This is a genomic window from Tardiphaga sp. P4_G1 (assembly GCF_056401215.1).
Genome location: NZ_JBFUJU010000004.1, coordinates 41,558 through 66,763, shown reverse-complemented (window position 1 = coordinate 66,763; position 25,206 = coordinate 41,558). Strand labels below are relative to the sequence as shown.

Annotated in this window: 20 protein-coding genes, 1 tRNA gene and 2 pseudogenes; 10 read left to right on the top strand and 13 right to left on the bottom strand. The window is 59.7% G+C overall.

From position 1 onward, the window contains the following. Positions 1-279 precede the first annotated feature (279 nt). The gene (locus AC1DUY_RS10740; protein WP_478114161.1) at positions 280-1,239 is read right to left on the bottom strand and encodes an AraC family transcriptional regulator; all 960 of its coding nucleotides are present in this window, start codon (positions 1,237-1,239) and stop codon (positions 280-282) included. Positions 1,240-1,666: 427 nt separating this feature from the next. On the opposite strand from AC1DUY_RS10740, the gene AC1DUY_RS10735 reads away from it, so the two are divergent. Then, complete coding sequence (locus AC1DUY_RS10735; RefSeq protein ID WP_478114159.1) at positions 1,667-2,890, top strand: ABC transporter substrate-binding protein; 1,224 nt, start codon at positions 1,667-1,669, stop codon at positions 2,888-2,890. Between the two features lie 208 nt (positions 2,891-3,098). Here AC1DUY_RS10735 and AC1DUY_RS10730 read toward each other — a convergent pair whose 3' ends face one another. Further along, positions 3,099-4,070: a TAXI family TRAP transporter solute-binding subunit gene (locus AC1DUY_RS10730; protein ID WP_478114157.1), complete on the bottom strand. Its 972-nt coding sequence runs from the start codon at positions 4,068-4,070 to the stop codon at positions 3,099-3,101. Positions 4,071-4,218: 148 nt separating this feature from the next. Here AC1DUY_RS10730 and AC1DUY_RS10725 point away from each other — a divergent pair, with 148 nt between their 5' ends. Further along, positions 4,219-5,196 carry a Bug family tripartite tricarboxylate transporter substrate binding protein gene (locus AC1DUY_RS10725; RefSeq protein WP_170849793.1) on the top strand — a complete coding sequence of 326 codons (978 nt, stop codon included), beginning with the start codon at positions 4,219-4,221 and terminating at the stop codon, positions 5,194-5,196. Positions 5,197-5,227: 31 nt separating this feature from the next. On the opposite strand, the gene AC1DUY_RS10720 is transcribed toward AC1DUY_RS10725, so the two are convergent. Then, on the bottom strand, positions 5,228-5,440 hold the full coding sequence (locus AC1DUY_RS10720; protein ID WP_068737025.1) for a DUF1328 family protein: 213 nt from the start codon (positions 5,438-5,440) through the stop codon (positions 5,228-5,230). Positions 5,441-5,591: 151 nt separating this feature from the next. Between AC1DUY_RS10720 and AC1DUY_RS10715 the strand changes: the two genes are divergently transcribed. Continuing rightward, positions 5,592-5,667, top strand: a tRNA-Ile gene (locus AC1DUY_RS10715). Between the two features lie 1,499 nt (positions 5,668-7,166). Here the strand turns inward: AC1DUY_RS10715 and AC1DUY_RS10710 are convergent. Next, the gene (locus AC1DUY_RS10710; protein ID WP_478114154.1) at positions 7,167-7,412 is read right to left on the bottom strand and encodes a hypothetical protein; all 246 of its coding nucleotides are present in this window, start codon (positions 7,410-7,412) and stop codon (positions 7,167-7,169) included. Between the two features lie 680 nt (positions 7,413-8,092). Between AC1DUY_RS10710 and AC1DUY_RS10705 the strand changes: the two genes are divergently transcribed. Then, positions 8,093-8,308: a DUF6894 family protein gene (locus tag AC1DUY_RS10705; RefSeq protein WP_439068334.1), complete on the top strand. Its 216-nt coding sequence runs from the start codon at positions 8,093-8,095 to the stop codon at positions 8,306-8,308. On the opposite strand, the gene AC1DUY_RS10700 is transcribed toward AC1DUY_RS10705, so the two are convergent. The 3 genes from AC1DUY_RS10700 to AC1DUY_RS10690 form a co-directional block, all read right to left on the bottom strand. Beyond that, on the bottom strand, positions 8,305-8,532 hold the full coding sequence (locus tag AC1DUY_RS10700; RefSeq protein ID WP_439068333.1) for a hypothetical protein: 228 nt from the start codon (positions 8,530-8,532) through the stop codon (positions 8,305-8,307). The genes AC1DUY_RS10705 and AC1DUY_RS10700 overlap by 4 nt on opposite strands. Positions 8,533-8,930: 398 nt before the next feature. Then, a complete protein-coding gene (locus AC1DUY_RS10695) occupies positions 8,931-9,284 on the bottom strand; it encodes a response regulator (protein WP_478114151.1) in 354 nt (117 codons plus the stop codon). Positions 9,285-9,749: 465 nt separating this feature from the next. Then, on the bottom strand, positions 9,750-10,106 hold the full coding sequence (locus AC1DUY_RS10690; RefSeq protein ID WP_478114635.1) for a septal ring lytic transglycosylase RlpA family protein: 357 nt from the start codon (positions 10,104-10,106) through the stop codon (positions 9,750-9,752). 50 nt (positions 10,107-10,156) lie between these two features. Between AC1DUY_RS10690 and AC1DUY_RS10685 the strand changes: the two genes are divergently transcribed. Both AC1DUY_RS10685 and AC1DUY_RS10680 read left to right on the top strand, forming a co-directional pair. Next, a complete protein-coding gene (locus tag AC1DUY_RS10685) occupies positions 10,157-11,899 on the top strand; it encodes a hypothetical protein (RefSeq protein WP_478114149.1) in 1,743 nt (580 codons plus the stop codon). A gap of 672 nt (positions 11,900-12,571) precedes the next feature. Then, positions 12,572-13,855, top strand: coding sequence for a cystathionine gamma-synthase family protein (locus tag AC1DUY_RS10680; protein ID WP_478114147.1), 1,284 nt, complete (start codon positions 12,572-12,574; stop codon positions 13,853-13,855). Positions 13,856-14,435: 580 nt separating this feature from the next. Here the strand turns inward: AC1DUY_RS10680 and pdxR are convergent. Next, complete coding sequence (gene pdxR / locus AC1DUY_RS10675) at positions 14,436-15,842, bottom strand: MocR-like pyridoxine biosynthesis transcription factor PdxR (RefSeq protein WP_478114145.1); 1,407 nt, start codon at positions 15,840-15,842, stop codon at positions 14,436-14,438. 89 nt (positions 15,843-15,931) lie between these two features. Between pdxR and AC1DUY_RS10670 the strand changes: the two genes are divergently transcribed. The 3 genes from AC1DUY_RS10670 to AC1DUY_RS10660 are packed head-to-tail and all read left to right on the top strand — an operon-like array spanning position 15,932 to position 17,510. Next, the gene (locus AC1DUY_RS10670) at positions 15,932-16,351 is read left to right on the top strand and encodes a cupin domain-containing protein (RefSeq protein ID WP_478114143.1); all 420 of its coding nucleotides are present in this window, start codon (positions 15,932-15,934) and stop codon (positions 16,349-16,351) included. A gap of 19 nt (positions 16,352-16,370) precedes the next feature. Further along, the gene (locus AC1DUY_RS10665) at positions 16,371-16,826 is read left to right on the top strand and encodes a carboxymuconolactone decarboxylase family protein (RefSeq protein WP_478114141.1); all 456 of its coding nucleotides are present in this window, start codon (positions 16,371-16,373) and stop codon (positions 16,824-16,826) included. A 39-nt stretch (positions 16,827-16,865) separates the two neighbouring features. After that, positions 16,866-17,510, top strand: coding sequence for an HD domain-containing protein (locus AC1DUY_RS10660; protein WP_478114139.1), 645 nt, complete (start codon positions 16,866-16,868; stop codon positions 17,508-17,510). A 444-nt stretch (positions 17,511-17,954) separates the two neighbouring features. Here AC1DUY_RS10660 and AC1DUY_RS10655 read toward each other — a convergent pair. Together AC1DUY_RS10655 and AC1DUY_RS10650 are read right to left on the bottom strand one after the other, a co-directional pair. Beyond that, positions 17,955-18,217, bottom strand: a pseudogene (locus AC1DUY_RS10655) (ribbon-helix-helix domain-containing protein). Positions 18,218-18,713: 496 nt separating this feature from the next. Continuing rightward, positions 18,714-19,017 (bottom strand): annotated as a pseudogene (locus tag AC1DUY_RS10650) (P-loop NTPase family protein); the annotation flags it as partial. Here AC1DUY_RS10650 and AC1DUY_RS10645 point away from each other — a divergent pair. After that, positions 18,986-19,276, top strand: coding sequence for a hypothetical protein (locus AC1DUY_RS10645; RefSeq protein WP_478114137.1), 291 nt, complete (start codon positions 18,986-18,988; stop codon positions 19,274-19,276). The pseudogene AC1DUY_RS10650 and the gene AC1DUY_RS10645 sit on opposite strands and share 32 nt — an antisense overlap. A 477-nt stretch (positions 19,277-19,753) precedes the next feature. Here the strand turns inward: AC1DUY_RS10645 and AC1DUY_RS10640 are convergent, their stop codons facing one another. The 3 genes from AC1DUY_RS10640 to AC1DUY_RS10630 are packed head-to-tail and all read right to left on the bottom strand — an operon-like array spanning position 19,754 to position 25,202. After that, a complete protein-coding gene (locus AC1DUY_RS10640; protein ID WP_478114135.1) occupies positions 19,754-21,097 on the bottom strand; it encodes an HlyD family type I secretion periplasmic adaptor subunit in 1,344 nt (447 codons plus the stop codon). A 20-nt stretch (positions 21,098-21,117) separates the two neighbouring features. Then, positions 21,118-23,454, bottom strand: coding sequence for a calcium-binding protein (locus AC1DUY_RS10635; protein WP_478114133.1), 2,337 nt, complete (start codon positions 23,452-23,454; stop codon positions 21,118-21,120). Beyond that, positions 23,451-25,202: a type I secretion system permease/ATPase gene (locus AC1DUY_RS10630; RefSeq protein WP_478114131.1), complete on the bottom strand. Its 1,752-nt coding sequence runs from the start codon at positions 25,200-25,202 to the stop codon at positions 23,451-23,453. Before AC1DUY_RS10630 ends, AC1DUY_RS10635 begins: the two co-directional genes overlap by 4 nt. Positions 25,203-25,206: the final 4 nt, after the last annotated feature.

Genomic DNA, 25,206 nt, shown 5'->3' with positions numbered 1-25,206 from the left:
CGATCGCAAGCGCCAGATGACTTGTATGTGTCAGATATCGCCGGGGTCTTCCGATGGCGCTGGTCGTCGAACGTGGAGACATATATTCCCTCTTGCGAACCGGTAGCCGTGCACCAGAAGTCGCATTGCTGCGAGGCGCTGTCTTGGGCTGGAATGCAGAGGAATTGTCCTGGAGAGAGACGCGTTGCTTTCCCGAACGGTGTGCCCGTCAGGCAACGCTTGATCGGTTAACAGCGCCAATCGTCATTGCGCACGTGCAACTGCGTGATCGTGTAGTGACTATCGCGCACTGCTCGGCGTGCATCCGAAGCGGCGGCGGAAACAGCGATTGAAATAGGCGATATCGTTGAAGCCGCAGATCATGGCGATCTCGCTGACGCGCATTGCACTGCTGTGCCTGTCCTGCAGCATCCTGTAGGTCTTCTGCAGTCGCAATTCGAGCACGCGTTCAGAAAAGCTGATGCCGGTCTCCTGCAAGAGATCATGAACGTAACGCGCCGACAGCTTGAGCTCCCGCGCAACGCCTTGCGCCGAAATGCCGTGGTTGGCGTAATTGTCTGCAATATTCGCCAGGACCGCCTGCAGCCTCGCCGCACGGAGCCCCCGCAGACCCGCCAGCTCGGCGGTCCCGCCCTTCGCACCCGTCGCCAGACCGATGAGGTCGACGATCGTCGTTGCCGCATGCGCAATGAGACCCGGATTCACGAGGGCCGGGCCGGTTTCAAGAAGGTGACAATAACGTTTGAGGAGAGCGAGTGCCTCGTTGTCGGCCCCGATTTTTAGCGCCAGCCTGGTATCGATCTGCGGAAATGCTTGCGTCAGAACTTCGCGCGGGATCACCACATTCATCCAGACATTCTCGTCGGCGCCAAGCATTTGCAAGGGCTCGGATGCCGTGACGAGAGCCGCTTCTCCCCGGCCGACAGCATAGTCCCGACCAACCTGCCCGCCGGTCAACTCGGTATCGGCCTTGTTGATCAGCAAAAGATAACTATCGTTGCCATCATCTGCGATATTGCGGGCCTTCCGCGTCGCCTGCTTGATCGTTCCGGCCATCTGGCCGACCACCACCGGCCCGATGCTCGTAGCTTCGATCACAGCTTCGAAAGGGAGTTTGTCGGACACCGCGTATTCGACCGACCAGATCTCCGCAACGTGAATATCCTGCCACAAGTCAAACTTGGCCTTCTCGCCGAGATGAAGCGGCAAGTCCTTGGACGAAAACGCAGTCTTTTGCACAGGCGGCCTTTCGGTATTCAGGATTTTGGGATGATCGCGTCGGCATCTTTACCGATGGTCCTTGATCTCCCCGTCCACAGCTCATGGAGCCTTACACGTGCCGGACGGGTTATCGGTCAAGCGCCTCTGGCAAGGCGCAGGCATGTGTCGTGTTGAGATCGCACTTCGTTCGATCCGGCACGGCAACTTTGCATTCCGACCCATCGAAAGGCGAGCGCATTGTGATGATTTCCGCTGCGCGCGGCAACTAGCATACAACTACAATATGTCAAAGCGTCGTGATGGGCTCTGCTCGCCTGCTATATCAAGCATTGGATTTCATGCGCTATCGTACTTGTTGCGCCCTCACACCTGCTGCATGATCGGCCCAAAGCTGGGACGTGCATGTCACGCGTCACGCAGCTAAAGCACCGGGGAGGCAATATTCATGCGCTTGAAAAGACTGACCGTCACACAACTTTCACTCGCCGGCGCTTTTGCGCTTGCGCTGCTCGCCACATCCGCAAACGCCCAGGTTTCCGACGACGTCGTCAAGATCGGCGTGCTCACCGACATGAACGGTCCGGCCTCGACGCCATCCGGCCAGGGTTCGGTGACCGCTGCGCAAATGGCCGTGGACGATTTCGGCGGCAGCGTGCTCGGCAAGCCGATCAGCATCATCATCGGCGATCATCAGTTGAAGCCCGATGTCGGCGCGTCACTGGCGCGGCGCTGGTACGATGTCGATCAGGTCGATCTCATCGTCGACGTGCCGGTCTCAGCCGTCGGCCTCGCCGTGCAGAACGTCGCCAACGATCGCAAGCGCCTGTTCATCACCCATTCGACCGGCGCCGCGGACTTCCACGGCAAATTCTGTTCGCCCTATACAATGCAATGGGTGTTCGACACCCGCGCGCTCGCCGTCGGCACCGCACAGGAAGTGGTGAAACGCGGCGGCGACAGCTGGTTCTTCATCACCGATGATTTTGCCTTCGGCCATGCGCTGGAGCGCGATGCATCTGCCGTCGTCACCAAGACTGGCGGAAAGGTGATCGGCTCGGTGCGTCCGCCATTCGGCGCGTCGGACCTGTCGTCCTTTGTGCTGCAGGCGCAGGCCTCGAAAGCCAAGATCATTGGCATCGCCGGCGGGCCGCCGAACAACATCAACGAGATCAAGACTGCCGGCGAATTCGGCGTGTTCAAGGGCGGCCAGCAGATGGCGGCGCTGCTGGCGCTGATCACCGATATCGACTCGCTGGGGCTACAGACCGCACAGGGTCTGCTGCTGACCACCGCCTTCTACTGGGACATGGACGACAAAACTCGCGCCTGGTCGAAGCGCTTCTTCGAGAAGACCAAGCGGATGCCCACCATGTGGCAGGCCGGCGTCTATTCCTCCACCATGGTCTATCTCAATGCCATCAAGGAAGCCGGCACCGACGAGCCGCTGAAGGTCGCCGCGAAGATGCGCGAGAAGCCGATCGAGGATTTCTTCGCGCGCAACGGCAGACTGCGCGAGGACGGGTTGATGGTGCACGACCTGATGCTGGTGCAGGTCAAGTCGCCCGAAGAGTCCAAGTACCCGTGGGACTACTACAAGATCCTCGCGAAGATTTCCGGTGAGGACGCATTTGGACCGCCGGACCCGGCTTGTGCGTTGGGGAAGAAGTAGGAAAGCGACGCTCCCCTTCCCCTCTCCCCCAGCGCGGCAACGCCGCGCGCCGCGGGAGAGGGTGCCTGAGCGTAGCGAAGGCGGGAGAGGGATAGCGACAAAGCGCGGAGTTGCGGCGCCCTCTCCCGTCTGCGCGCCTTCGGCGCGCATCCACCCTCTCCCGCGGCGCGGAGCTTTGCTCCGCTGGGGGAGAGGGGAAGAAAGCCCCCTACTTCACCACCCCAATCTCTCTGAAATACTTCAGCACCCCGGGATGGATCAGCGCCACATCAGGCGCTGACGCCACTGTATTCGACGCCGTCGTCTCCTTCGCCTGCGCAAGCCGAGCGCCGAGCGTAGCTTCGGCGTCGTGCAGTGTCTTCGCGAGACGATAGGCGACCTCATCCGGCAGCGTTTCGCGCGCGAGGATGTAGCTCCACGAGCCCACCGACGCGATCGGCACCGGCTGGTTCGGATAGCTGTTCGCTTCGACCTGCATCGGCTTGAGGAAGGCGTGTTTGGCGCGGATCTGCGCGATCTCCGCCGCATCGGGCGCAATGAAGCGCGCGCCGCCGGGGCTTTCGCTCATGGCCTTGAAGCCGGGCCAGCCCAGTCCCGCGCCCCACAGCGCGGCGACGCGGCTATCCTGCACCATGGCAGGACCATCGCCGGCGCGGTCGAGATAGACCGCCTGAAAATCCTTGTCCTGATCGAGGCCGATCCCGTCCAGCACATAGCGCGACAGGAACACGAGGCCAGAGCCCTTGGCGCCGAAGGCGATCGGCTTGCCGACGAGATCGCGGATCGTTTTGTAGGGACTGTCGGCGCGCACTACGAACATGCCGGGGTTGGAATACAGCGCCGTGATGATCTTCAGCTTCGTCGGCGCCCGGCCGATGCCCTTGAACGCCTCATAAGCGGGCTCGCCGGCTACCAGCGCGAGATCGAGCTGACCGGCCTCGAGCAACGGGATGTTCTCGGTCGAGCCTTTGGTGTTGCGCGTCGCCAGCGTCAGTGACGGATCGGCCTTGTTCATCACCTCGGCAAAGGCGTCGCCATAGAGCGGGAAGCCGCCGCCGGGCGTCGCCGTGCCGAGACTCAGGCTAAGAGGCATGGTGGTCGACATCGGCTTGGCTCCCTCCTGCGCAATGGCCGTCGTGACAGTCAGGAATGCTGCGCAAACAAGCGGCATCATTTTCATGGGGCACCTCGACGTCGATCAGCCTGCATCGTTCGACCAAGCTTGTAGGCAAAATCCGAATTCTATGAAAGCATGGAGGTAACGGGCGGCAAGCCCGATCGAACGACGTCGCGCATCAGCGCTGCGATTTTCATGTCTGGGAGGAACTATGATCGCTTTTCTGCGTGCCGCTGTCTTGTGTCTTGTCGGCTTCGCCAGCCTCGCCACGACAACCCTCCCCGCCTCCGCCGCCGGCTATCCGGATCGCCCCGTGCGCTGGCTGATCGGCTTCGCTGCCGGTGGCCCCGTCGATATCGTGGCGCGCATCATGGCGCAGTGGCTGTCGGATCATTTCGGCCAGCAATTCGTCGTGGAAAACCGCGCTGGATCGGGCGGCAATCTGGCCGCCGCCGCGGCCGTGACCTCTGCGCCGGACGGCTATACGTTGCTGTTCGTCGCACCGAACAACGCAATCTCGGCCTCGCTCTACAAGAAGCTGCCTTACGATTTCATCCGCGATACCGTGCCGGTCGCCAGCATCATGCAGCTCACCAATATGCTGGTGGTGTCGAATGGCATGCCCGTAAAAACGGTCCAGGAGTTCATCGACTACTGCAAGGCCAATCCGGGCAAGATCTCCTATGCGTCGTCGGGCAATGGCACCTCGGTGCATATGTCAGCCGAGCTGTTCAAGGCGATGACGAAGTGCGACATGATCCACGTGCCCTATCGCGGCTCGGCGATCGCCTTTCCTGACATCATCTCCAACAAGGTGCAGTTGATCTTCGACAACCTGCCCACGGCGCTCGAACAGTCGCGGGGCGGCACCGTCCGCGCACTCGGCGTTACGTCGCCACAACGCTGGCCCATCGTGCCGGATGTCCCGGCCATTGCCGAGACCGTGCCGGGCTTTGAATCCATCGGCTTCTACGGCATCTCCGCGCCGAAGGGCACGCCGCCGGAGGTGATTGCCACCCTCAACAAGGCTGTGGGCGAAGCGCTGAAGGATCCGAAGCTGATCGCACGCCTCGCCGAGACCGGCGGCGTGCCGAAGCCCATGACGCCCGAGGAATTCGGCAAACTGGTTGCCGCCGAAACCGAGAAATGGCGCAAGGTGGTGGAATTCGCCGGCGTCTCGGTCGACTGAGCCAGGGGCGATTGATCCGGGAGCGACTGAGCTAGACGCTCACCGCGACCATGGCGGGCAGCAGCTCAGAACTGCTGACCGCCCCGGCGACCAGATAGGCAAAGCCCAGCAAAGCCAGGAAGCCAAGGAAGAACAGCCCAAAGAGGATGATCGAGAGCTTCTTGGCGAAAGCCGAGATGTTGGTGAGGCCGAGGCCGCCGGCAATCAGGGAAATGATCAGACAGATAACAGCCCAGCGAAACACCCGCGCCTCCATACGTTGAAATTGCGCGGGCCAACGCCACCGCCCGGCCAAAGTTCCGACCCCGGGAACGCGGCATTGCTCACAGGCGACGGCCGATATAAGGAATGCCTGCACCGCCGTCCCCGGTTCTCACGCCCGCTGGACGCCGGCGGGGCCTGTAGCTCAATGGTTAGAGCCGACCGCTCATAACGGTCTGGTTGCAGGTTCGAGTCCTGCCGGGCCCACCAATGATTTAGAGCCTGTGCAGACACTTTGAGAACGACTCGATTATCGCTTTAAGAACGACTCGATTTCGTTTTGAGAACGACTCGATCTCCCACCCCGTTGGCATTCCTGATGAATTTCGCCTCGATTTTTTGCCGATTTTTGAGCGTGAAAAAACCGAGGGGGGTCCGATCAAGCTTTCCGAGGCATCATCCATGAACAAAGCTCTCAAGAAGCACGTCTTTCGCGAAGTCGAAGTGGGCGGCACCGCCTTCAGCGCGACTCTCGATCAAGGCAGGGCGGCTCTACCATGTGCCGATCGCATCCCTTGAAGTCGAACCACGCGTCCGCTGGGTTCTTCCGGGGAAACGTCTGCTCGGCGGCGCCCCGGAGCAACATGTCGGCGGCAACGTTTGATTATCCAATTGCCGGATAGGTCGCCATCGCTGTGCAATCATCGGTGCCGCCTTGTACCAAAGATTCCGGACGCACTGAGCGAAGTCGTCCGCGAGACGCGGACCGCCGGCTTGACCGAGCCCGTGCTCGACAGGAAGTTGGACGGCATCTCGACGCGTTGCGCGAGAGTACGGAACGGGGCAGCTCCCGCCGCCTGAACGGCTCGGCGGGTGCAGAACGGACCTCTAGAGCTGGCGGATAATCCGCGCCTTCATCTTCCATTCCGGCTTGAGCAGCGTAAGCGCGTGCGCCGAAGGGATTACAGTTTTGGTGAGACACCCAAAGTTCTGCACTTTTGAGCCAAAGTTCTGTGGGGACAGGACTACGATCTCATCACCAATCGAAAACCCGCTTTATTTCGAGGAAAGCACTCTTTCGCGCCGCACATCGCCTCACCCCGAAAAACGCGCCGATCAATTCTCGCCCGCCTCATCACGGCTTCTGACTTAGCAAGCTAAGCCACCCTGCCGAATCGTTCGTAGGAAGCATGCAGTTTTTCCGATGGAGGGGAAGCTTACGGCCTTCGGTCGATGCTAACGCAGAAACCTTCTCAGTCAGGCTCACAGGGATTCGAACAGTAACCGTAGGCTCACCGTAGCGACCGCCGCCAGCTGGACGGCCAGCGCCGCGGCGAGTTCCGCCTCTTGCCTTTGGTCGTGCGTATCTGTCCATCATTGACCGATTCTGCTCTGCATAACTGATCCTTGGCAATACGCTCTTGATGATCGGGTGCGCATCCGCTTCGTTACGGCATGCGCGTGTTTTCAACGACGATTGCGGCGGCGACGGCTGTGGCGCTCATAGCGACCGCAATTTTTTTGCTGTCAGTGGCTTGGCTCTAAGTATCACAAGAGCAATAAGGGCAAGCCAAGCACCAGCAGGAAGATGACGAGGACGCCAAGTCCTAGATTATCGTCGCCCTTTACTTCTCTTGGGGACGTCGGTTCGACCGGCGACATTTTTCAGCCTGACAATAAGCCAGCCACTTCTCAACGAGCCATCCAACGCCCGTCTGCTGGCGCCTGAGATATATTTGATTTCCACCCATCACCATCGTCATGGCCTTCTACGAGGCCGCTTGAAGCGTGCGCGCCTCGAGAGCTTCCATGTATTGAGCAATGGCTCTGTTTGAGAGCAGAAGGCGGCTCCTCACCCCCTGCCGGATCATGGTTTCAACCGAGCGGAGCAGAATGTGCGAACAGAACTCTGCGTCCTCGATCTCGCCTGCCCGTTCCAGATAATCCCATGCAATCTGAATCGCATCCTCCATGAGGACAGCGAGGTGAACCAGTTGGCCAGGATTGTTTCTCATGCCTATTCAAATGGCACGAATTGGATTCGTTCCGCGCAGCCACCCCCTAAAGCTTGAGCTGGAGCGATCTTCGTTTGCCTTGGGGTTCCCTAATAAGGCGGTCGCTTCAAGAGGTCCGGCAACCGGGAAATACCCTTAGCAATCCGCCGCGCCTCATCACGTGACAAGGACTCGTTCGCATATTGGTAGTTACGAGCGTGAAGGTCTTCCCGGTGAAGGATGACGCAAATCATAAAGCCATTGGCGTCCTTCACGCGGAAGCAGTCCCTAATCCTCCTCGGCCACCCAAGGCGCCGGAAACCGCCGGAGGTTGTCCATCACATCCTGCGATGATCTGGTACGCCCCGAATGGCTTTGCCATTGGGATAGGTCCGCTCCTTCAACCGCTCCTCGCCGTTCAGCCGGTCACGCTCCTGGCAAAGCCCATCGACCTTGTCCTGCATCCGCTCCAAAAGGGCGACAGCAGACGCAGTACTGATGCCGGCCTTCTGGAGAGATGAGATGTCTTTCTGCTACCGCTTGATCTGCACGCGAATGCGCGCGATCTCGGCCTTGATGTGGTCGAGTCCCATGGTCCAATCCCTGAAGGATGACCCATAAGAACGAAGCGGGAACGATGAGTCAACAGGCTTGTGTAGGAACTGTGAAGCCTCCTCGCACTTAACGTCGCAGGAGAACATATGCCCAAATATCACTTTCCAATTGTTGACGGCACCAAACTTCCCGACCCCGTGGGCGTAAGCCTGCGGAACGACAAAGAAGCAAAAGACCACGCCCAGCTTATCGCTCGCACGGTTGGTGCTGCGGGTATCAAGGCCGACCGCAGCGTCATCGCCATTGACGATGAGGGCAACGAGGTGCACCGCGAGCGCGTGCCGAAACCACCCGCCTCTTAGGTTTGCCGCAGTCTGTTTTCCTCCTCGATGCCGCGGGCGATTCTTGCTTTTTTCACCGCGCGCACGTCTGGAAACGCGCAGCCTAACCGCCGCGCTTCTTTCTGGACAACCGTAATACGTCGTTTAAAGATGACCGAGCACCGTGCAGCACTTGCGCCGCTTCGAATTAGCTCGAGAAGTCGTGCACTATCCGCATCAGTCCACGACAACTTCGTCTTGCGCATCCTCCCCTCCACACTTTCTGCGGTCGAGGAAACGCAATGGACGCGCGAACGTTCCGACGTGCTGGAGAAACTTCGCGCCCCGCTAAAGTGCCAAATCGGTGTAAACTTTCATCATCACCGCGCGGCCTTAGGCATCCATCGGTGCTGAGAGTGTACTCCGCTCCCGCCATCCACAAGCGAGAGCGAACCATGCTTCCTAATACGGACCACATTGAACGCCCTGACTGCCCGAAGTGCTCGACGCGAACGCTTCTTATGCGCCGATCTCCTCAGGGAGAAGGTGCTGAGATCAGAATGTTCGAATGTCCTTCATGCGAAGAAGTCATCGAGCAAGTGACAAGAACGCCCGTGCCGTACTCCAATCCGTGGGATCGAAACGACACCGGCGCGCAGCATACCTAGCCCATGTTTTCGAAGGTCCGCATCGCGCTGACAATGTTCTTGCCGAGATAGGGCTTAGGAATAAACAGCGCATTGGCCGGTATGCTCAGTGGCCGAGCCTTGCCGGTGGTTATGATGATGTGGACGGGCGGCCAGCGGTCGCGGACAGCAGCAGCGAGCTTGATACCGTCCATTGAACCCGGCATGTCGATATCGGTGAAGACAAGGTGGATGTCTTGGCGCGCTTCCAGGACTGCAATGGCCTCATCAGCTGTACCGACCTGAATCACTTCAAAGCCCGCGTCCGCCAACTCGTCGCAGACGACATCCCGGATGAGGACTTCGTCCTCGACTACTAACACTGTCGGCATTGGCACTCCCAAGGTGGGCGAATGACAGGCCACAACTGCCGATATGAAGCTATCTAGTCCAAAATCGTTCCGGCATTAATCAGGGGGATTTAGACCTGAATTCCGCCCCCCCTTGGAGCGCTCATCCACTTCATCCTTTATCTTTTTGCCGGAGACTTCCGATTTCCCTCCGGACTTTTCGGTGCGGCCTTTTTCGGACTGGTTGTTAAGGGCATCGTCTCGTCTTGTAGACATGACACACCTCCAGTTTTTCAGCCCAAATAATGCGGTTCCCCAGTAAGAGTTCCGCGGGCCAACTAGCCTGCCAACCTCATCAGTTCACGTTTGCGTTCTAGGACCGGCGAAAAGCCGCCCCGGGCAATACACCGCGCGGCCCTTCATCGTATGGTCACGTGGAGGGCACGCCTCTAAGCGCCCAGATTCCGACGGCAAGGGCACCAGCTGCGGCCACGCACAGCCAGGGTGTCATTGGACCGTGACGCGCGCCGTGACGCCCGTGACGATTGCGTTGGCCGCTGCCCCAGACAGATCAATGCAACGTCCCTTGATGAACGGCCCGCGATCCGTGATCCGCACGCGCGCCGACCGCCCGTTGGCCTTGTTCTTGTTCGTTACCGTGACGTGGCGGCCGAAGCGCCTGGTGCGGTGCGCCGCCGTCAGGGCGCAGGTGTTGAACCGTTCGCCATTGGCCGTCCGCTTGCCATGGTAGCCGTCTCGCACGCCGTACAGGCGCCCCGTTAAGAAGGCCGCGAAAAGACCTGCGGGCCAACGGGAGCTGCGCGAAGGCGGGATGATAGTTCTGGAACCCAAAGGCAAACCCACGCGTTCTACCAATTCGCCGCCCAATGCATTACGGCGTCCACGGAGCGCCGATGACCTCTTCCACTGTCAAGCTTCTTTTAGCTTGCCTTGTCGGTCTGGCAAGCTTGGGCAGCGCGATGGCGCAGAACTCAGACCAATCGGGGCGACAAACGGTCCAGGCCGAATGGGAGCGGATGTCGCCGAAGGTCCTGCTGTGCGTCGACGGCCGCCTCCGTCGCGCCCACCGGTCTGTCAACGCCCTGATAGATCGCGGCGTGGGGCCCTCGGACTCTCGCCTTGCGCGCATCGTCCGCGACTGTGGCGCCAAGGTGCCCCCGAATGCCGACTTGGCGACGCCCAGCTTCGAGTGCCGTGCGGCGACCTATCCTGACGAGAAGGTCATTTGCGATAATCCCGAGCTCGCGCGGCTCGACCGCGCGGTCGTACAGGCGTACCAAGAAGTACTGACCCGCAGAGGATCTCGGGTCGCGAAGAACATATCGGAGCCGCTCCTGGAACGGCGCCACGCGTGCGACGCCGATGCCGAATGCATAAAGCAGATCCAGCTGACGACAATCGCCGCGTTCCAGGCGCGCGGGGCCTCCCCGCAGACGCCAGCCGCCTCGGCCGACGCTGAGCCCGCCGACCCGGGATATGTCGTCGATGACATCCGGCTGGGCAGCGTCGTCGCCGAAAATTCGCGACTCCGCGACTTCGAGTGTACACCGAGCCGGCAATACCCCGGTTTGACCGCCTGCCGCCGTCAGACAACGGAGCGCTCGCGTCGCCGCCGCACTTCGGTGTCAACTTCGCTGCTGCATGCCGCCGATGGCTCTGTCGTCTACGTAGGTCAGAGTCTGGAGCCCGTCTATATCGGTAACGACGAAGCCGACGACGAGATCACCCGGTTGTCGGCATCGTTCGGCAAGGCGTCCCTGCTGCCGATGTCGGACACCGGGGGAGCACGAAACGGCGTCATCGCGTCATGGGGCACGGTGACTCTGCGTCCCGTCAAGCCGGATCGCCTGGCGTCTCTGGCAGCCGGCGCCGACGATCGGCCAGGCCTCCTCATCGACCATATCGGGAATCCGCAGAAATCCGCGCAGTCGGGGCTGCCTGTCTATCGGCTCGAAGGGGGACCGGGCTACGTCTGGACCGCGAGCTGGGGTCGACGGGGTCGCGGAGCGCTTCGCATGATCGCGATCGACGCGTCGCGGTTGCCTGGCGCCGCTACTGCCGCCACCGAGCCCCCGATGCAGACTACAGTCGCAGTACAAGCCGCTGGGGGCCCGCAGGACGGCACAGCTTCGCCCGCCGCACCGGCACAAGCCGTCCCCAAACCACCAGCCGCTCCCGCTGCGCCGACGCCCCCTATAGAGGCTGCTCCGTCCGCAGCTCCGCAACCGGATACGCCTGCGACCGTGCGGGTGGTCGGCTCCCCGATCGACCTACGTCCGTCAGCTCCGACCAACGCAGCGACGCCAGCCTCAACGCCATCAGCTCCGCGTGATGGCAACGGCTTGGTGATGCTTCTGACAGCCGTGATCGTCGCTCTGCTCGGGACCGTGGTCTACATGTTTAGGCGGCCGAAGGCGCACCAATCCAGCGGCGGCACGGTCGCGCAAATAACGGCGACTGCCGCAACAGGGACGGTCTCGCCCGAGGCAGTCGGCGCTCACGGAGCGGATAGGATGAATCTCGCCGCGCTCGTTCCTGCGGTGTCGCCGGACACCATCGGGGCGTCTCCTGCAGATATCGCCGGCCCGCCGGCCCCGGGTCCTGTTTCCGATATCCAAAAGCACTCTGCAGCCTAAGCGCGCATGCTAGTCGTTGACCGTGCTGGCATTGGTTTCCGCACGGAAGTTTGCGGGACACCGACCAGTCGTCGCGCGCTGACGGCAGGAGCACGACAAAGCCCGACCAATGTCCATCTAGGCGCCAGTTCGGTGAAAGAAGATTTATCTAAGTTGGCCGTCGGCCCAAGATCATCAGTAGAATAAACCGCATATCGATGGGCGTCCGTCACAAGTGGCAGATCTCCATCACCGGTTTTGCTAATGACGCCAGCTCACGTGTGGCTCCTGCGACGCCCTCGAGCGCCTCGGGCCTGAAACGTTTGCTCGCCCTACAGAGCGGAAAGATCGTCTGGAGTCTTCCCAAACCTCTCGATAATTTCAGCGTTGCCGAACTCTCCTTTATCTGTGCTGCCAGCGCGTTGGAAGGCAACCGCGCCGAGGTCCCTGGATTAAGCGCCCGCGCTGTTGTTTCGCTGAAACAGCAGACTAGCATTCGACTGCCTCACCGGAGATTGGCCCATCCTCGCCCGCGACTGACACGGCGATGCCGAGAGATTACCCGGTTCCCTGCACCAGCGAGTAACAGGTCTGCTCTTTTCTTCGTTCCGCCATCTGTTGCGTTTAACATATTTGCACCAATTGTGTGTGCAGCAAGGCTGTAATTGATCGAACCGGAAAGCGAGTTGGACCATGGTGAAACCGTTTCCATCGAAGACGCACATCGGCAACCACGCGCTCCATCCCGAAACACTGATGCTGAACTACGGATACGATCCGCAACTGTCCGAAGGTGCCGTCAAGCCTCCCGTGTTCCTGACGTCGACATTCGTTTTCAAGACCGCGGAGGACGGACAAGACTATTTCAATTACGTCTCGGGTCGGCGCGAGCCGCCCGAGGGGACGGGCGCGGGGTTGGTCTACTCGCGCTTCAATCACCCCAACAGCGAGATCGTGGAGGACAGGCTCGCTGTCTACGAGCGCACTGAGAAGTGCGCATTGTTCTCGTCCGGAATGTCGGCGATCGCAACCACGATCCTTGCAATTGTGCGGCCGGGCGACGTGATCCTCCACTCCCAACCTCTTTATGGCGGAACCGAGACCCTCTTCGCCAACACGCTCGCGGGTCTGTCCATCGGCGCGGTGGGCTTCGCCGATGGCGTCGACGAGTCAGCACTCAGCGCGGCGGCGAAAGATGCGATGAGCAAAGGCCGCGTCGCGATGATCTTCATCGAAACGCCGGCGAATCCGACCAACGGCCTTGTCGACATCGCGATGGTGCGCCGGGTGGCTGACACGATCGGCCGGGCGCAGGGTCATGCTCCCCTCGTTGCGTGTGACAATACGCTGCTCGGTCCCATCTTTCAGCGACCAATCGAACACGGTGCGGATCTATCGCTGTACTCGCTTACGAAGTACGTTGGCGGTCACTCCGATCTCATCGCAGGCGCCGCGCTCGGTTCGAAAACTCTCATGAAAGACATCGGGGCGCTGCGCGGAGCCATCGGCACTCAGTTGGACCCGCACTCCTGCTGGATGCTCAGCCGGTCGCTCGAGACATTGAGCATCCGGATGGAAAAAGCCGATACCAACGCGCGGCTCGTCGCGGACTACCTGCGCGACCACGCCGGAGTAGCCAAGGTCCATTACCTCGGTCACCTCGACGAGAACTCCCCGGCAGGCCACCTCTACAAGAGGCAGTGCACCGGCGCCGGCTCCACCTTCTCGTTCGACATCGCGGGCGGTCAGGGCGCCGCCTTCAAATTTCTCAACGCGTTGCAGATTTTCAAGCTCGCCGTCAGTCTAGGCGGAACGGAGTCGCTCGCGAGTCTGCCCGCGAGCATGACGCATTCCGGAGTGCCGGCAGACGTCCGCCTGAAGCTTGGCATCCTCGATTCCACGGTCCGTCTCTCCATCGGCATCGAACACCCGGCCGATCTGATCGCCGACATTGCCCAGGCTTTGGGTTCAGACTAACTGGGACGCACCGAGCATAAGGAAAGCCGCGCTGCCTATCGCAGCTCGGCTATGTGAAGGCGCGGTCCCACGCCCTCACCTGTCTTTGAAAGATCTCAGGCAGCAGCTTGCCCGATAACTTCCACGGTGGCGTTCGCCAAAACTTGAGGAGCGGCCTTCGTCCATCGAATCGCCTCGGCCGGATTCGCCGTCATAAGTTCCAAATGCCACACCATAGGCGGCTTTCCCTCCGACATAGGCGTCGTAACGCGAACCTTGGTTGTTTGCATATCTTTCCCCGAATCTGTGGACACCTCGATTTTACGCTTGCTCGCAGGAATTGACCAACCCCTTCAAGACGCGATCGCTGGCGTCTTCAATCTCTGACGCCATGTGGCTCACCAGATCGGGAAATTCGTCCGTAACTTCAGATACCGAGATCTTGGCCGCCCCTCGCCGCCGTCAGGCATTGCTCCGCGAGATCCTGCGCCTTCGCGAAATCTCCGCTTTGAGATGCTTGGAAATCCAGAATTCCACGAATTCATCTGCACGTTCAGTCATCGATCCACAGGCGGACCAGTTGCCTCAGTCTTCAATCTGATCAGGTTAACCGGTGGATTACTTCAAAGAGYCGATCACAGATCCGAGCAAGGCTTCTTGTGGGTGCCGTCGCGACACCAAGCAGAAGCCCGGACTTGACGCCGTCAGTCGACACATACCAAGACGAAAGCGGCGATGGAGCCATGCCGAACGCCGAGACTTCGCGTGCGACAACCAAATCTGACGTTCTGCTCGGCAATTTCAGCAATACGGCCAGGCCAGGCGTGGCGACGCGATCGGCGCCGACGGATGCCTGAAGACAATCCAGCAGCGCCTGCCGCTTGGCGGCATAGGCGCGCTTGGTGCGCCGGAGATGGCGCATGTAGTGCCCCTCATGCATGAACTCGGCGGTTGCGAGTTGCACCGCGGGGCCGGGGGCGGGCGCGAGACACGCAGCGACCTCCCCGAACCGATCGGCTAGTTCGACCGGTGCGACCAGGAAACCGAGCCGAACTGTCGGGCTGATCGTTTTGCTGAACGAACCGATGTGAATGACGCGCGCGTCGCGGTCGAGCGACGCCAGTGCCGGCGCAGCCCGGCCGACCAGTTGCAGTTCGCTCAGATAGTCGTCTTCGATCACCCAGACTTGGTTCGTGGCTGCCCACTCAAGCAGGCGAAGGCGCCGCTCAAGCGACAAAGTGGCACCGAGCGGCGCCTGCTGGCCGGGCGTCACGACGACGAGCTTCGCGTCCGGATGGTGGCGCAGGCCATGATCGATATCGATGCCGTCGGCATCGACCGGGATGGCGGCGAGGGATAGGCCTGCGAGTTCGAGTCCCTTTCTGGTGAATGGAAAGCCCGGATTTTCGACCCAGGCCGTCTGGCCACCGAGATTGAGCACGCTGACTGCCAGGCCGAGGCCAGCGCTGAAACCGCCGGTGACCATGACCTGCGATGGTAAACAATTGATGCCGCGGGCGATGGCCAGATAGCCGGCGATCTCCCGCCTCAGTTCAAGCTCGCCGCGCGGGTCGGGATAAATGGGCGGCGCACTCGCCTCGGCACGGACCGCTTGCGCGCGAATGCGTGCGAACAAGGTTGCCGGAAACGTCTCGATAGCCGGCACGCCCATCTGGAACAACGCAGGTCCCTGCGTCATTTCCCGATAGGTCTCCATGAACGAGCCTGCGTCCGGCGGCTGCTCGCGCTTGACGACAGCGCGCGGACGCAATGCGACGCGCGTGCCGGTCGCCCGCGAGGCTTCGATCAACTGGGCGGCGGCCAGCTTCTCGTAGGCCGTCCGCACGGTCCCGCGCGCGACACCGAGCTGCGCGGCGAGATCCTGCCATGACGGCAGACGCGCACCGGGCTCCAGCACGCCGCCCTCGATGGCGGTCGTCACGCCTTTTCGGATCTGTTCCGCCAAAGGGACCTTCGCTTTACGGTCGATATTCAGGTTCAGAGTCATGGCGTCGAAGTATATGATTTCTTCGCGTTCTTGGTGCTTTTTTCTGGCCCAGCCTGGGCCATCTTCGGGTTTACAGAAGGAGAAAGCTCATGACGATCCGCACCCTTGTCACCATCGCCTGCGCCGCGCTCGCTTTCGCGGTCGCCGGGCCCGCCTCGGCACATGACGGCCAGACCGAAACGGTCACGCCCAAGTTCAATCAGGCAATTCCGAACATCCCTGGTAAGTCGCTCGTCGCCGTTGAAGTCAACTATGCACCGGGCGCGGCATCGCCGCCGCACACCCATGCGAAGTCCGCCTTCATCTATGCCTATGTGGTTTCGGGCGCGGTCGAGTCGAAGGTGAACGACGGCGAGACCCGCATTTACAAGTCCGGCGAGAGCTGGTCCGAACCGCCGAACGCGACCCATTCCATCAGCCGTAATGCGAGCAAGACCAGGCCTGCGAAGTTGCTCGCGGTCTTCGTCGTCGACTCCGACGACAAGACGCTTACCACGCGCATCAAGTGAAACTCGAAGGATTGAAGCGATGACCAAAAGACTCGATTACAACCAGATTGCTCCGAACGGGATCAAGGCACTCGGCGGTGTCTATGGTTATGTCATGCAGAGCGGACTGTCGGGTGAGCTGGTGGATCTCGTTTATCTGCGGGTCTCGCAGATCAACAACTGCGCCTATTGTCTCGACATGCACACCCGCGACCTCATCAAGAAGGGCGTGAAGATCGAAAAGCTTGCGCTGGTGCAGGCGTGGGAAGAGAGCGGCAATCTCTTCAGCGCGACCGAACGCGCCGCGCTGGCCTGGGCCGAGAGCGTCACGCGCGTCACTGAGACCGGCGTGCCGGATAGTGCTTACAGAGCCGCGCGTGAGGTTTTCGACGAGAAGCAGCTCGTCGATCTGACGATCGCGATCGGCCTGATGAACAGCTATAACCGCCTGGCCATCAGCTTCCGGAATACGCCGCAGGCCGTACTCGAACATTGAGCCCGTGCTCCACCGATCAAGTCACGATGAGGACAAGCCATGACCGTTGAGCAGATATCTGGAGTTCGCATCCCCGACAGTAAGATCGCGCGTGAGGTGACCGAGCTTATCCGTAACACCGAGAGCGATTTGCTCTTCCATCACTCCGTGCGGGTCTATTTCTGGGGAGCCCTGACAGCAAAACGGATGGGGCTCGTTTTCGATCCCGAGCTCCTTTACGCAGCGTCTATGTTTCACGATATCGGGCTCACCGCGCACTACCAACACAGCCACCTGCGGTTCGAAGTGGACGGCGCGAATGCCGCGCGTGATTTTCTGCGGAGCCACAACATCTCCGAAAGCGATATCGAAACGGTCTGGAACGCCGTAGCGCTTCACACCACGCCCGGTATCCCTCAATTCATGCGCCCCGAGATCGCGCTGGTACAGGCAGGGGCGGGCATGGATGTCGCTGGGCGCGGCTATGACCAATATACCGATGCGGAACGCGAGGCCGTGGCCGCCGCCTTTCCGCGCGGCCACGACTTCAAGCATGGAATTATCGATGCCTTTTATCAGGGCATGAAGCACCGCCCCGACACCACCTTCGGAACATTCAACGACGACGTCCTTGCATTCAAGGATCCGAACTTTCGGCGGATCGATATGTGCAGCATCGTGCTTGCTTCGAAGTGGGACAGCTGAACCAAAGGAGCCGAGCAGGTCGAACAACAGAACCGTGGCGTTTATCGCAAGGTGCGAGCCACGAGCTCGGCGCGCGACGTATAACCCATGGAGTAGCTGATACATTAACCAAGCACCACTGGACCGCGGTCAGCCGGCAAAGGTACCCCCCTCGGACGGAATCAAGGAGAGGTTCTCCGATTTCGAGATCATGTCGCGGGAGCCGGTTCGTCGCCTTGAACGTCGGCAGCCGCGACGAACTCGCAAACATCGCGTCGGCTTGCTCGAAAATGCGATACCGCTACAGAAGGCGGTGCGGCTGCTTGGTGTTTCACTATCGTCGTTTTGATCGGACGTCGAAGAAACTCCGCAACTCGCTCTGCCGAAGTGAGATCCTCTTCGATGTGATATCCGTATTCGAAGGATCGCCCAAGTCGTCGCGTGACATTCCGTCGATGAAGTGTGTCAGGTTACCGAGTGAATTCGTTCAGAAGGCGGCAAATTGGGCGGCGGCATCTGATCGCGATAATGCGCGAGAACCTGAAGCCGAACAGCCGCCGACAGATTTCCCTGATCCCTGTTGCGATCGATCTCGCTTGCTAGATCGACAGCAGTGATACTGCGCGCACCGGCGATTTCCTTCATCCCGCTCCAAAACGCTTCTTCCAAACTGACGCTCGTCTTATGACCACCAATGACAATGACCTCTCGGCTACGGGAGACTTCATACGATTGCTCCCTGGCTTTCCCCACTCAATAGTAGGTTACAGATAACCGTTGCTCAGGACCATCGCAGACCGATGGCATTTATCAGGCCACGCTTTAGGAGCTGACAATGGTCGCGCAGGGCGACCGCGACTGCCCCAAAGGCCCATGAGGTACCAAGCATGGCCGCCTTGACTGGACCGCTTACGCTCACCACGCCTTCCCGAGCCACCGGCCCCCCCCCCCCGACCTAGCGTATCGTGGGAGCGCAGCGCACCTTCCACCTGAGCATAACCCCGAAGTTCGCCGGGATCCGGAAGAATCGCAAAATCCGCTCGGCTCGTATGACTGGAGAAATAGTTTGGATTTTGAGATCGTCGCCGCCGAGCCGTCGGGTCTGAAACTCTAGGCATTCCTTGGGGGAAATCGAAATAGGCGAAACTCAAATCTATAGGGACTTCGCCTTGCCTCTGGGACTCCCCGCCCCTTCATGCGGCGCATCCAGCGACATCAACCTGATCAGGCCGCCGCGCCGAGACAAACTTTTCGCGAGATCCCGATGGCGTCCAAAAACCCCCTCGTCGTGACTCACGACAAGCAGCGCGCCGTCATAGGCGCGCAATCCGGCTTCAATGGCCTCGATGGAGTTGATGTCCAGATGATTGGTGGGCTCGTCCATGATCAGCAGCGATGGCGGCTCCAGGCCGCCGAGGACACAGGCGAGGCCAGCGCGAATCAGTAGTCCACCGCTCAGGCGAGCGACGGTCTGCGTCTCAGCATCGGCGCGATACATGAACTGGGCCAGACCGCTTCTGCAGGCGTTCCCTCTCGCAGCACGCAACAATTCCCTGCCGTTCGTTCACAACTTCGACGATGAGGCTCGCGAGGTCACTCTTGCGGTCGGATTGGACTACGGACGCGATCTACATCTCATCAACTTGCTGTCCGAAAGCCACAGCCGTGCCGACGATAAGGGCAAGCACCACCTCATCCTGGAGGGCAATGGCTGCCGTTGGTTCCGGATCGGCGGTCTTGATTATCTGCTGAGGCGCAGCGACATCGACCTTCCTCATCATCAATGACGCCTGAATGACGTTCGGAAGCCGCTGCCTGGAGAATGCATTAAGATGTCTGTCTCGGACGTTCCCGCTAAAAAGCATGTCCAGAAACTCTAGGTAATTTCCCTCTAACATTCGGCGCTGGGCCAAGTTCGCTCCGCGTAGATCCGCCGAGGTGCCACGATGGGCGCAGATCGGAGGCGTCCTGACACTTAGATTGGCAGCGATCGTGGCGATCAGCTGCTCTACCAGGTCATCCGCAAGCCCGCCGCCAATCCAGCAGCGAACCGGCGTCCGGCGTGGCGAAATTCAGTGCTGGCCGCTCGAGTGAACCCGTGGAACAGAGCTGCCTAATCAGTCTGCTTTGGACCCATCATCGATTCAGTCTCCGCCGATACCGAGATAGCAGCAGCGACCGCGTTCCCCTTTATCAGGGGAGTTTTCCAACGAAATCCGCCAACAGGGGACCTCAACCGCTCTCTGCAAATCGCCAATTTCTAATTACCTTTCTCGGAATGCCCGGTTCATCTGGTCCGTAAACGGCTTCACCAAATACGACGCTGCTGTTCGCTCTTTTGTGGAGATGAAGACCTCGGCAGGCATTCCGGGAACGAGCCTCATATCCTTGATCTTCGACATGGCGTCGTTCGTGAGCTGAAGATAGGCCATGTAGTACTCTTGCCCATTTGACGGGTCCTTCACCGATGCCGGCGATACCATAGCGACGCGCGCTGTAAGTTCAGGCGTGGTTGTACGGTTAAACGAAGTCAATCGCACCCGGGCACTCTGCCCTTCTCTGACCTGATCAATATCGGTAGGAGAGATCTTCACCTCGAACTTCAGCTCGACACCTTCAGGCACGATGGTGGCAATGCGCGCGGCAGGCGTGATGACCCCTCCAATGGTGAACACGAAGAGCTCATTTACGTATCCTGTGATCGGCGAACGAATCTCGGTACGTGATAGCCGGTCCTCAATGGCGAGCTTGCGTTCGTTCAACTCAGATATTCGAGCATCAATTAATCTCAGATCACGTTGCGCCTCGGTGCTGGCGTTCTGATCGACGGCAATAATCTGTACGCGAATTTCGCTAGTCCGGACCTTCGCACGGGCGATACTGGAGATGATTTCGCCGCGTTCGCCGCGAATCCGCGCCCAATCCCGGTGAACCGAATAGACGCGGGTGTATTCGACGATCTGCTTGGCAAAAAGATCGTTCAGCTTGTCACGCTCGACGCCCACGAGCTTGATCTCTTCCTCTTTAGCTGTCAGACGCGCTTCCATTCCGTTAATTTCTTCGCCGGTTTGAGCAATGCTCAGCTCAAGCTGCTCCTTCTGGCTATCTCGACCAAGCTTGTTGCCTGCAAACAAGCGCCGTTCTCCCTGAATCACCGTATCAACCGAGGTCGAGATTGCTGGAAGTTCGGCAGGGAAATCAATGGACGGCAAGTTATCACGCTCAGCGGTCAATCGCGCCTGACGCCCAAGGGACTCGCCAAGCTGGGACCGCACGATCAGGAGTTCGGCCCTAATCTGCACATCATCAAGCGTCGCGAGAATCTGCCCCTGCTTGACGAAATCGCCGTGCCGGACGGCGAGAGTCTTTACGATACCTCCATCCCTATGCTGAACTTCTTTTAGGTTCTGGTCGACTTTCGCCACACCCGACGCGACAACGGCCCCCTCCAACATTGCCAGCGCGGCCCATCCCCCGCAGCCGGCTACCAACAGTAGAACGAGTGTAAGACCTCCAACGATACGCGGCCATATACGGAAGGAATTGCCGCGAACGGGCTCCGGCGCGACAACTTCTGCCTCAAACTGTCTGGCGTCAAAATGTTTCATTATCCGAGGTCCTGCCTGCTTTAGCTTATGGCAACTGTGAACTGGAGCTGGTGATGCCCGGCGACTTCGATGGAGAAAAAGTCGTTTGAATCCGGTCGGTCATGCACATCCACCACGGTAAATTCACCTTCATCCAGATGTTCGAACCGAAAGCGAACCGGTCGGTTATCCTGATTACCCTGCAGATAGATGTCGTCGAACATATCCGCGATCTGCTGCCCGGCGTCCGCTTCTTGCAAATAGGCGATTTCGTATGTCGCCGCAAAAATGCGATCGCCCACCGTGAAGTCGGTGATCTTGCGGATCAGGAGCGGCTCATGGTCGTCATCGCTGCGTTGAAACTCAAAACGATCCCGGCCCGGGCCGCCGGTCATGGAAACCGATCCCGAACCGGCAATCAGGCGATCGTCCCCCCCTCCACCAATGATCTTTTCAAACGAATTGATCAGGTCGTGACCAATGTCCTGACCGTCCGCGCGTCCATTCGCAAGGTCGATGGTGACGCTGAGGGTCGCGGTGGCATAAGACAGTGTATCTGAGCCGTCGCCTCCATCGAATTGATCACTCGCAGCATCCGCGGTCGCCAAGACGCGATCATCGCCCTCCCCGGTCTGCACGATGTCCTGGCCCGCACCATCCGCGACGACATCGTCACCAATTCCTCCGATCAATCTGTCGTTGCCCGCCGCCCCATCCATTGACAGCGACGACACTGCGGCGACGATCGTGTCACCGCCGCTTCCGCCAATCACGGCTTCAAATCGCGTGATTGTGTCGCTTCCGATATCCGCGCCGCTCGCAGCATTATTTGCGACGTCAACCACAACTCCGGATGTCGCGGTCGAATAATCCAAAGTATCGATGCCCGCCCCGCCATCGTAGCTGTCTGCTTCGCCGTCTGCGGCCGCAATCAGGTAGTCATCACCCGCGCCGCCATCAACGGTGTCGCGACCGACGCCGTCGGAAAGTGTATCGTTACCATCGCCACCCGCGATGAGGTCATTGCCGGCACCGGCAATCACAATGTCCGCGCCATCGCCGCCATCGAGATTATCGTCGCCATCCCCACCGTCGAGTGTGTCGTTGCCTCGATCGCCCCTAGCAAGGTCTTCGCCCGCACCGGCAAGAATGATGTCATTACCTGCGCCACCGAACAGCACATCATTGCCGTTTTCACCCATCAAGTTGTCGTCGCCGTCTTCGCCGTAGATCCGGTCGTTTCCTGCCCCGCCAAAGACGATGTCATTGCCAGAACCTGCAAACACAACATCATTTCCCGCACCGGCATAGACGACATCATTGCCGGCCCCAGCGACGATGTGGTCGTTACCCGCGCCACCGATAATGACATCATTGCCTTCGCGCGCATCTATATTGTCATTGCCGTCCCCAGCGTTGATGGTATCAACGCATTGCGTACCAAGAAGATTGTCGTCCCCGCTCGTTCCGACGATCGGGGGCGCTGCCACGACATTAAAATAGGCTACTTGAGGTACAACGACGAACCCGTCTGTGATGAAATACGTCAACTTGACCGGTCCAAGCATTCCCTGATCATGAACAAAAGACCAATCGCCCTCGGCGCTTTGGCTCACGCGCCCGGTGTTCGCAGACAAGCCGACAACACGCAGACTGTCACCGTCAGCATCGCTCGCGCCTGCCAGAAGAGCGAGCATTGAAATCAAGAACGCCTGGCAACCATATATGTCCTGGAGATACACCGGGCCGTTGATGCGCGGCGCCCTGTTCCGCGCCGTCTCTGGATTCACGCCTCCGGAATTTGGAATGTCGATCAGGGGTGGACGCGGTCCTTGCGGCTGTGCGCCCGATCCTCTGCTGTCTCCATCTCCGCCTCCGCCTCCGCCGCCGCCGCCGCCGGTTCGCCCGGTGTCACCCTGCCCCGCTGGCCGGTTATCCTTCGGGCGCTCCGGATCGATCGATGATCCGGAACTTAGGTGCACAACAGGTGGCCGTTCCAGCCCACTCCCATGCGTGACGGAGCTGTTCTGTACGTCCTCCTCCGATTTAGGCAGGATCGGAGCATTGGATCTCGACGATCCTCGCGTCCGTTCCGTGCCGCCAGTTACGTCCTCTTCTGATTCTGCTTCGCCTTGAACGCGCTGTTCGTTATCGCTTCCGTCTTCGCTGCTCTCTTTATTAGGCTGTTCGTGCTTTTCATCCGCGCGCGCTTCGACGCGAATCGGCAGAAAGCTGCGCAGATAGGCTACGCAACTGGCCAAAAATAATAGAAAGACAACCGGAACAAGCCTTCCCTTGTGGTTGTCGCTCTCGACAAAATCATCGCGGCTCTGTTTCGCCGGTCCGGATTCCTGCTTGGTGGCCCTGGCTGTAATCATGCTGGCCTCCTGACCATTGTTTGTTGATCTTCTGTAACCGGCTTGGCAGCCCCCTGCAGACCCGGCGTCATAATGTCGTGCTTATTGCCGAAAGCGACCATCCGGCCATTCTGTACGATGGCGACGAGGTCCACCGCCACAAGCGCGCTTGGCCGATGCGCGATGACGATCGTGATTCCCCCGCGCTCGCGAATACCCCCGATCGCTCGCGTGAGTGCTTCTTCGCCTTCGCCGTCAAGGTTTGAATTCGGCTCGTCCATGACGACGATGAAGGGGTTGCCATAGAGCGCGCGTGCCAACGCGACGCGCTGTCGTTGACCGGCGGACAAAGCCGCGCCTTGCGGACCCAGTTGGGTCCGATATCCCGACGGCATCTTCACGATCATCTCATGAACGCCAGCCGCTTTCGCGGCGTCGACAACCTTGCGAAAGTCCGGCTGCGGCTCGAACCTACAGATGTTCTCTTCGATTGTTGCATCCATCAAGCTAACTTCTTGTGGCAGGTAGCCGATGTGCTGGCCAATCTCGTCCTCGCGCCATTGGCTAAGATCGGCCCCGTCGAGCCTCACACTTCCACGCAGCACGGGCCATATGCCGGTCAGTGCACGCACCATGGTGGTCTTACCGCCCGCACTGGGGCCGATGATTCCAAGCGCCTGTCCCGCCTCGATCTCGAAGTTGATATCGCTCAAAATAATTTGGCCTGATCCCGGGGCAGCAATGGTCGCCTTGTCCACCGTTAGACGCATGCTCGGGGCTGGTAGTTGCATTGGCTGGTCCGCCGCAGCAAGAGCGATCACCGTATCGCGTAGCCGCGCATAAGCCATGCGTGCTGCGATAAACGACTTCCAGTTTCCGATCGCGAGATCGACTGGCGCGAGCGCGCGCGAAGAGGCTACCGAACATGCAATGATCGCACCGGCGGACAATTCATTCTTGATTGTTAAATATGCGCCAAGGCCAAGCAGCGCCGATTGCAGGATCATGCGGAAGACCCGAGAGACAGCTGCAAATGTACCTGTGATATCGTTGGCTTTGGTCTGCAATTCCAGATGCTCGCCGTTTGCCTCGTTGAAACGACCCACAGCTCGCCCGGCAAAGCCCATGGCCTTGAGAACGTCGGCATTGCGCGCATTGCAGTCGGCAATCGTGTTTCGCGCGAGCGCCGCCTTGCGTGTTGACACGCTGAGACGTTTTGTCAGCACTTCGCTGACAACCGTCATAACCGTCAGAAAGAGCGCGCCCGCGATCGTCAACGCACCAAGCAGCGGATGAAGGAAATAGATGAATGCAAGATAGATCGGCATCCAGGGAAGATCGAACAGTGCTGCCGGTCCCTGACTGCCCAGGAAACCACGAACCGTATCGACATCGCGACCCCGCTCAAGAGCCTCCGATGTCGAAAAGCCAAAACGCGGCATATCGATCGCGACCCGGTGCGCGAGTGGCGCAATCTTCTTGTCCATCCGGGCACCGACACGAACAAGCACTTGGGACCGGATGACGTCGAAGCAGCCCTGAAACAGATACAGCCCCACAGCCAGACCTGAGAGCACGACCAGCGTCGGTATGCTTCCGCTGGTCAAGGCTCGGTCATAGATCTGCATCATATATAGCGAGCCAGTCAGAGCCAGAACGTTGATCAGCCCCGATACGATGAACAAGAAAATAACGATTCCGCGCAAGCCGCGCGTGAGTTCTGCAAGGCTCCTGCGTTTTGCGGGAGTGAGTTCTTTTGATTTTACCATTGTG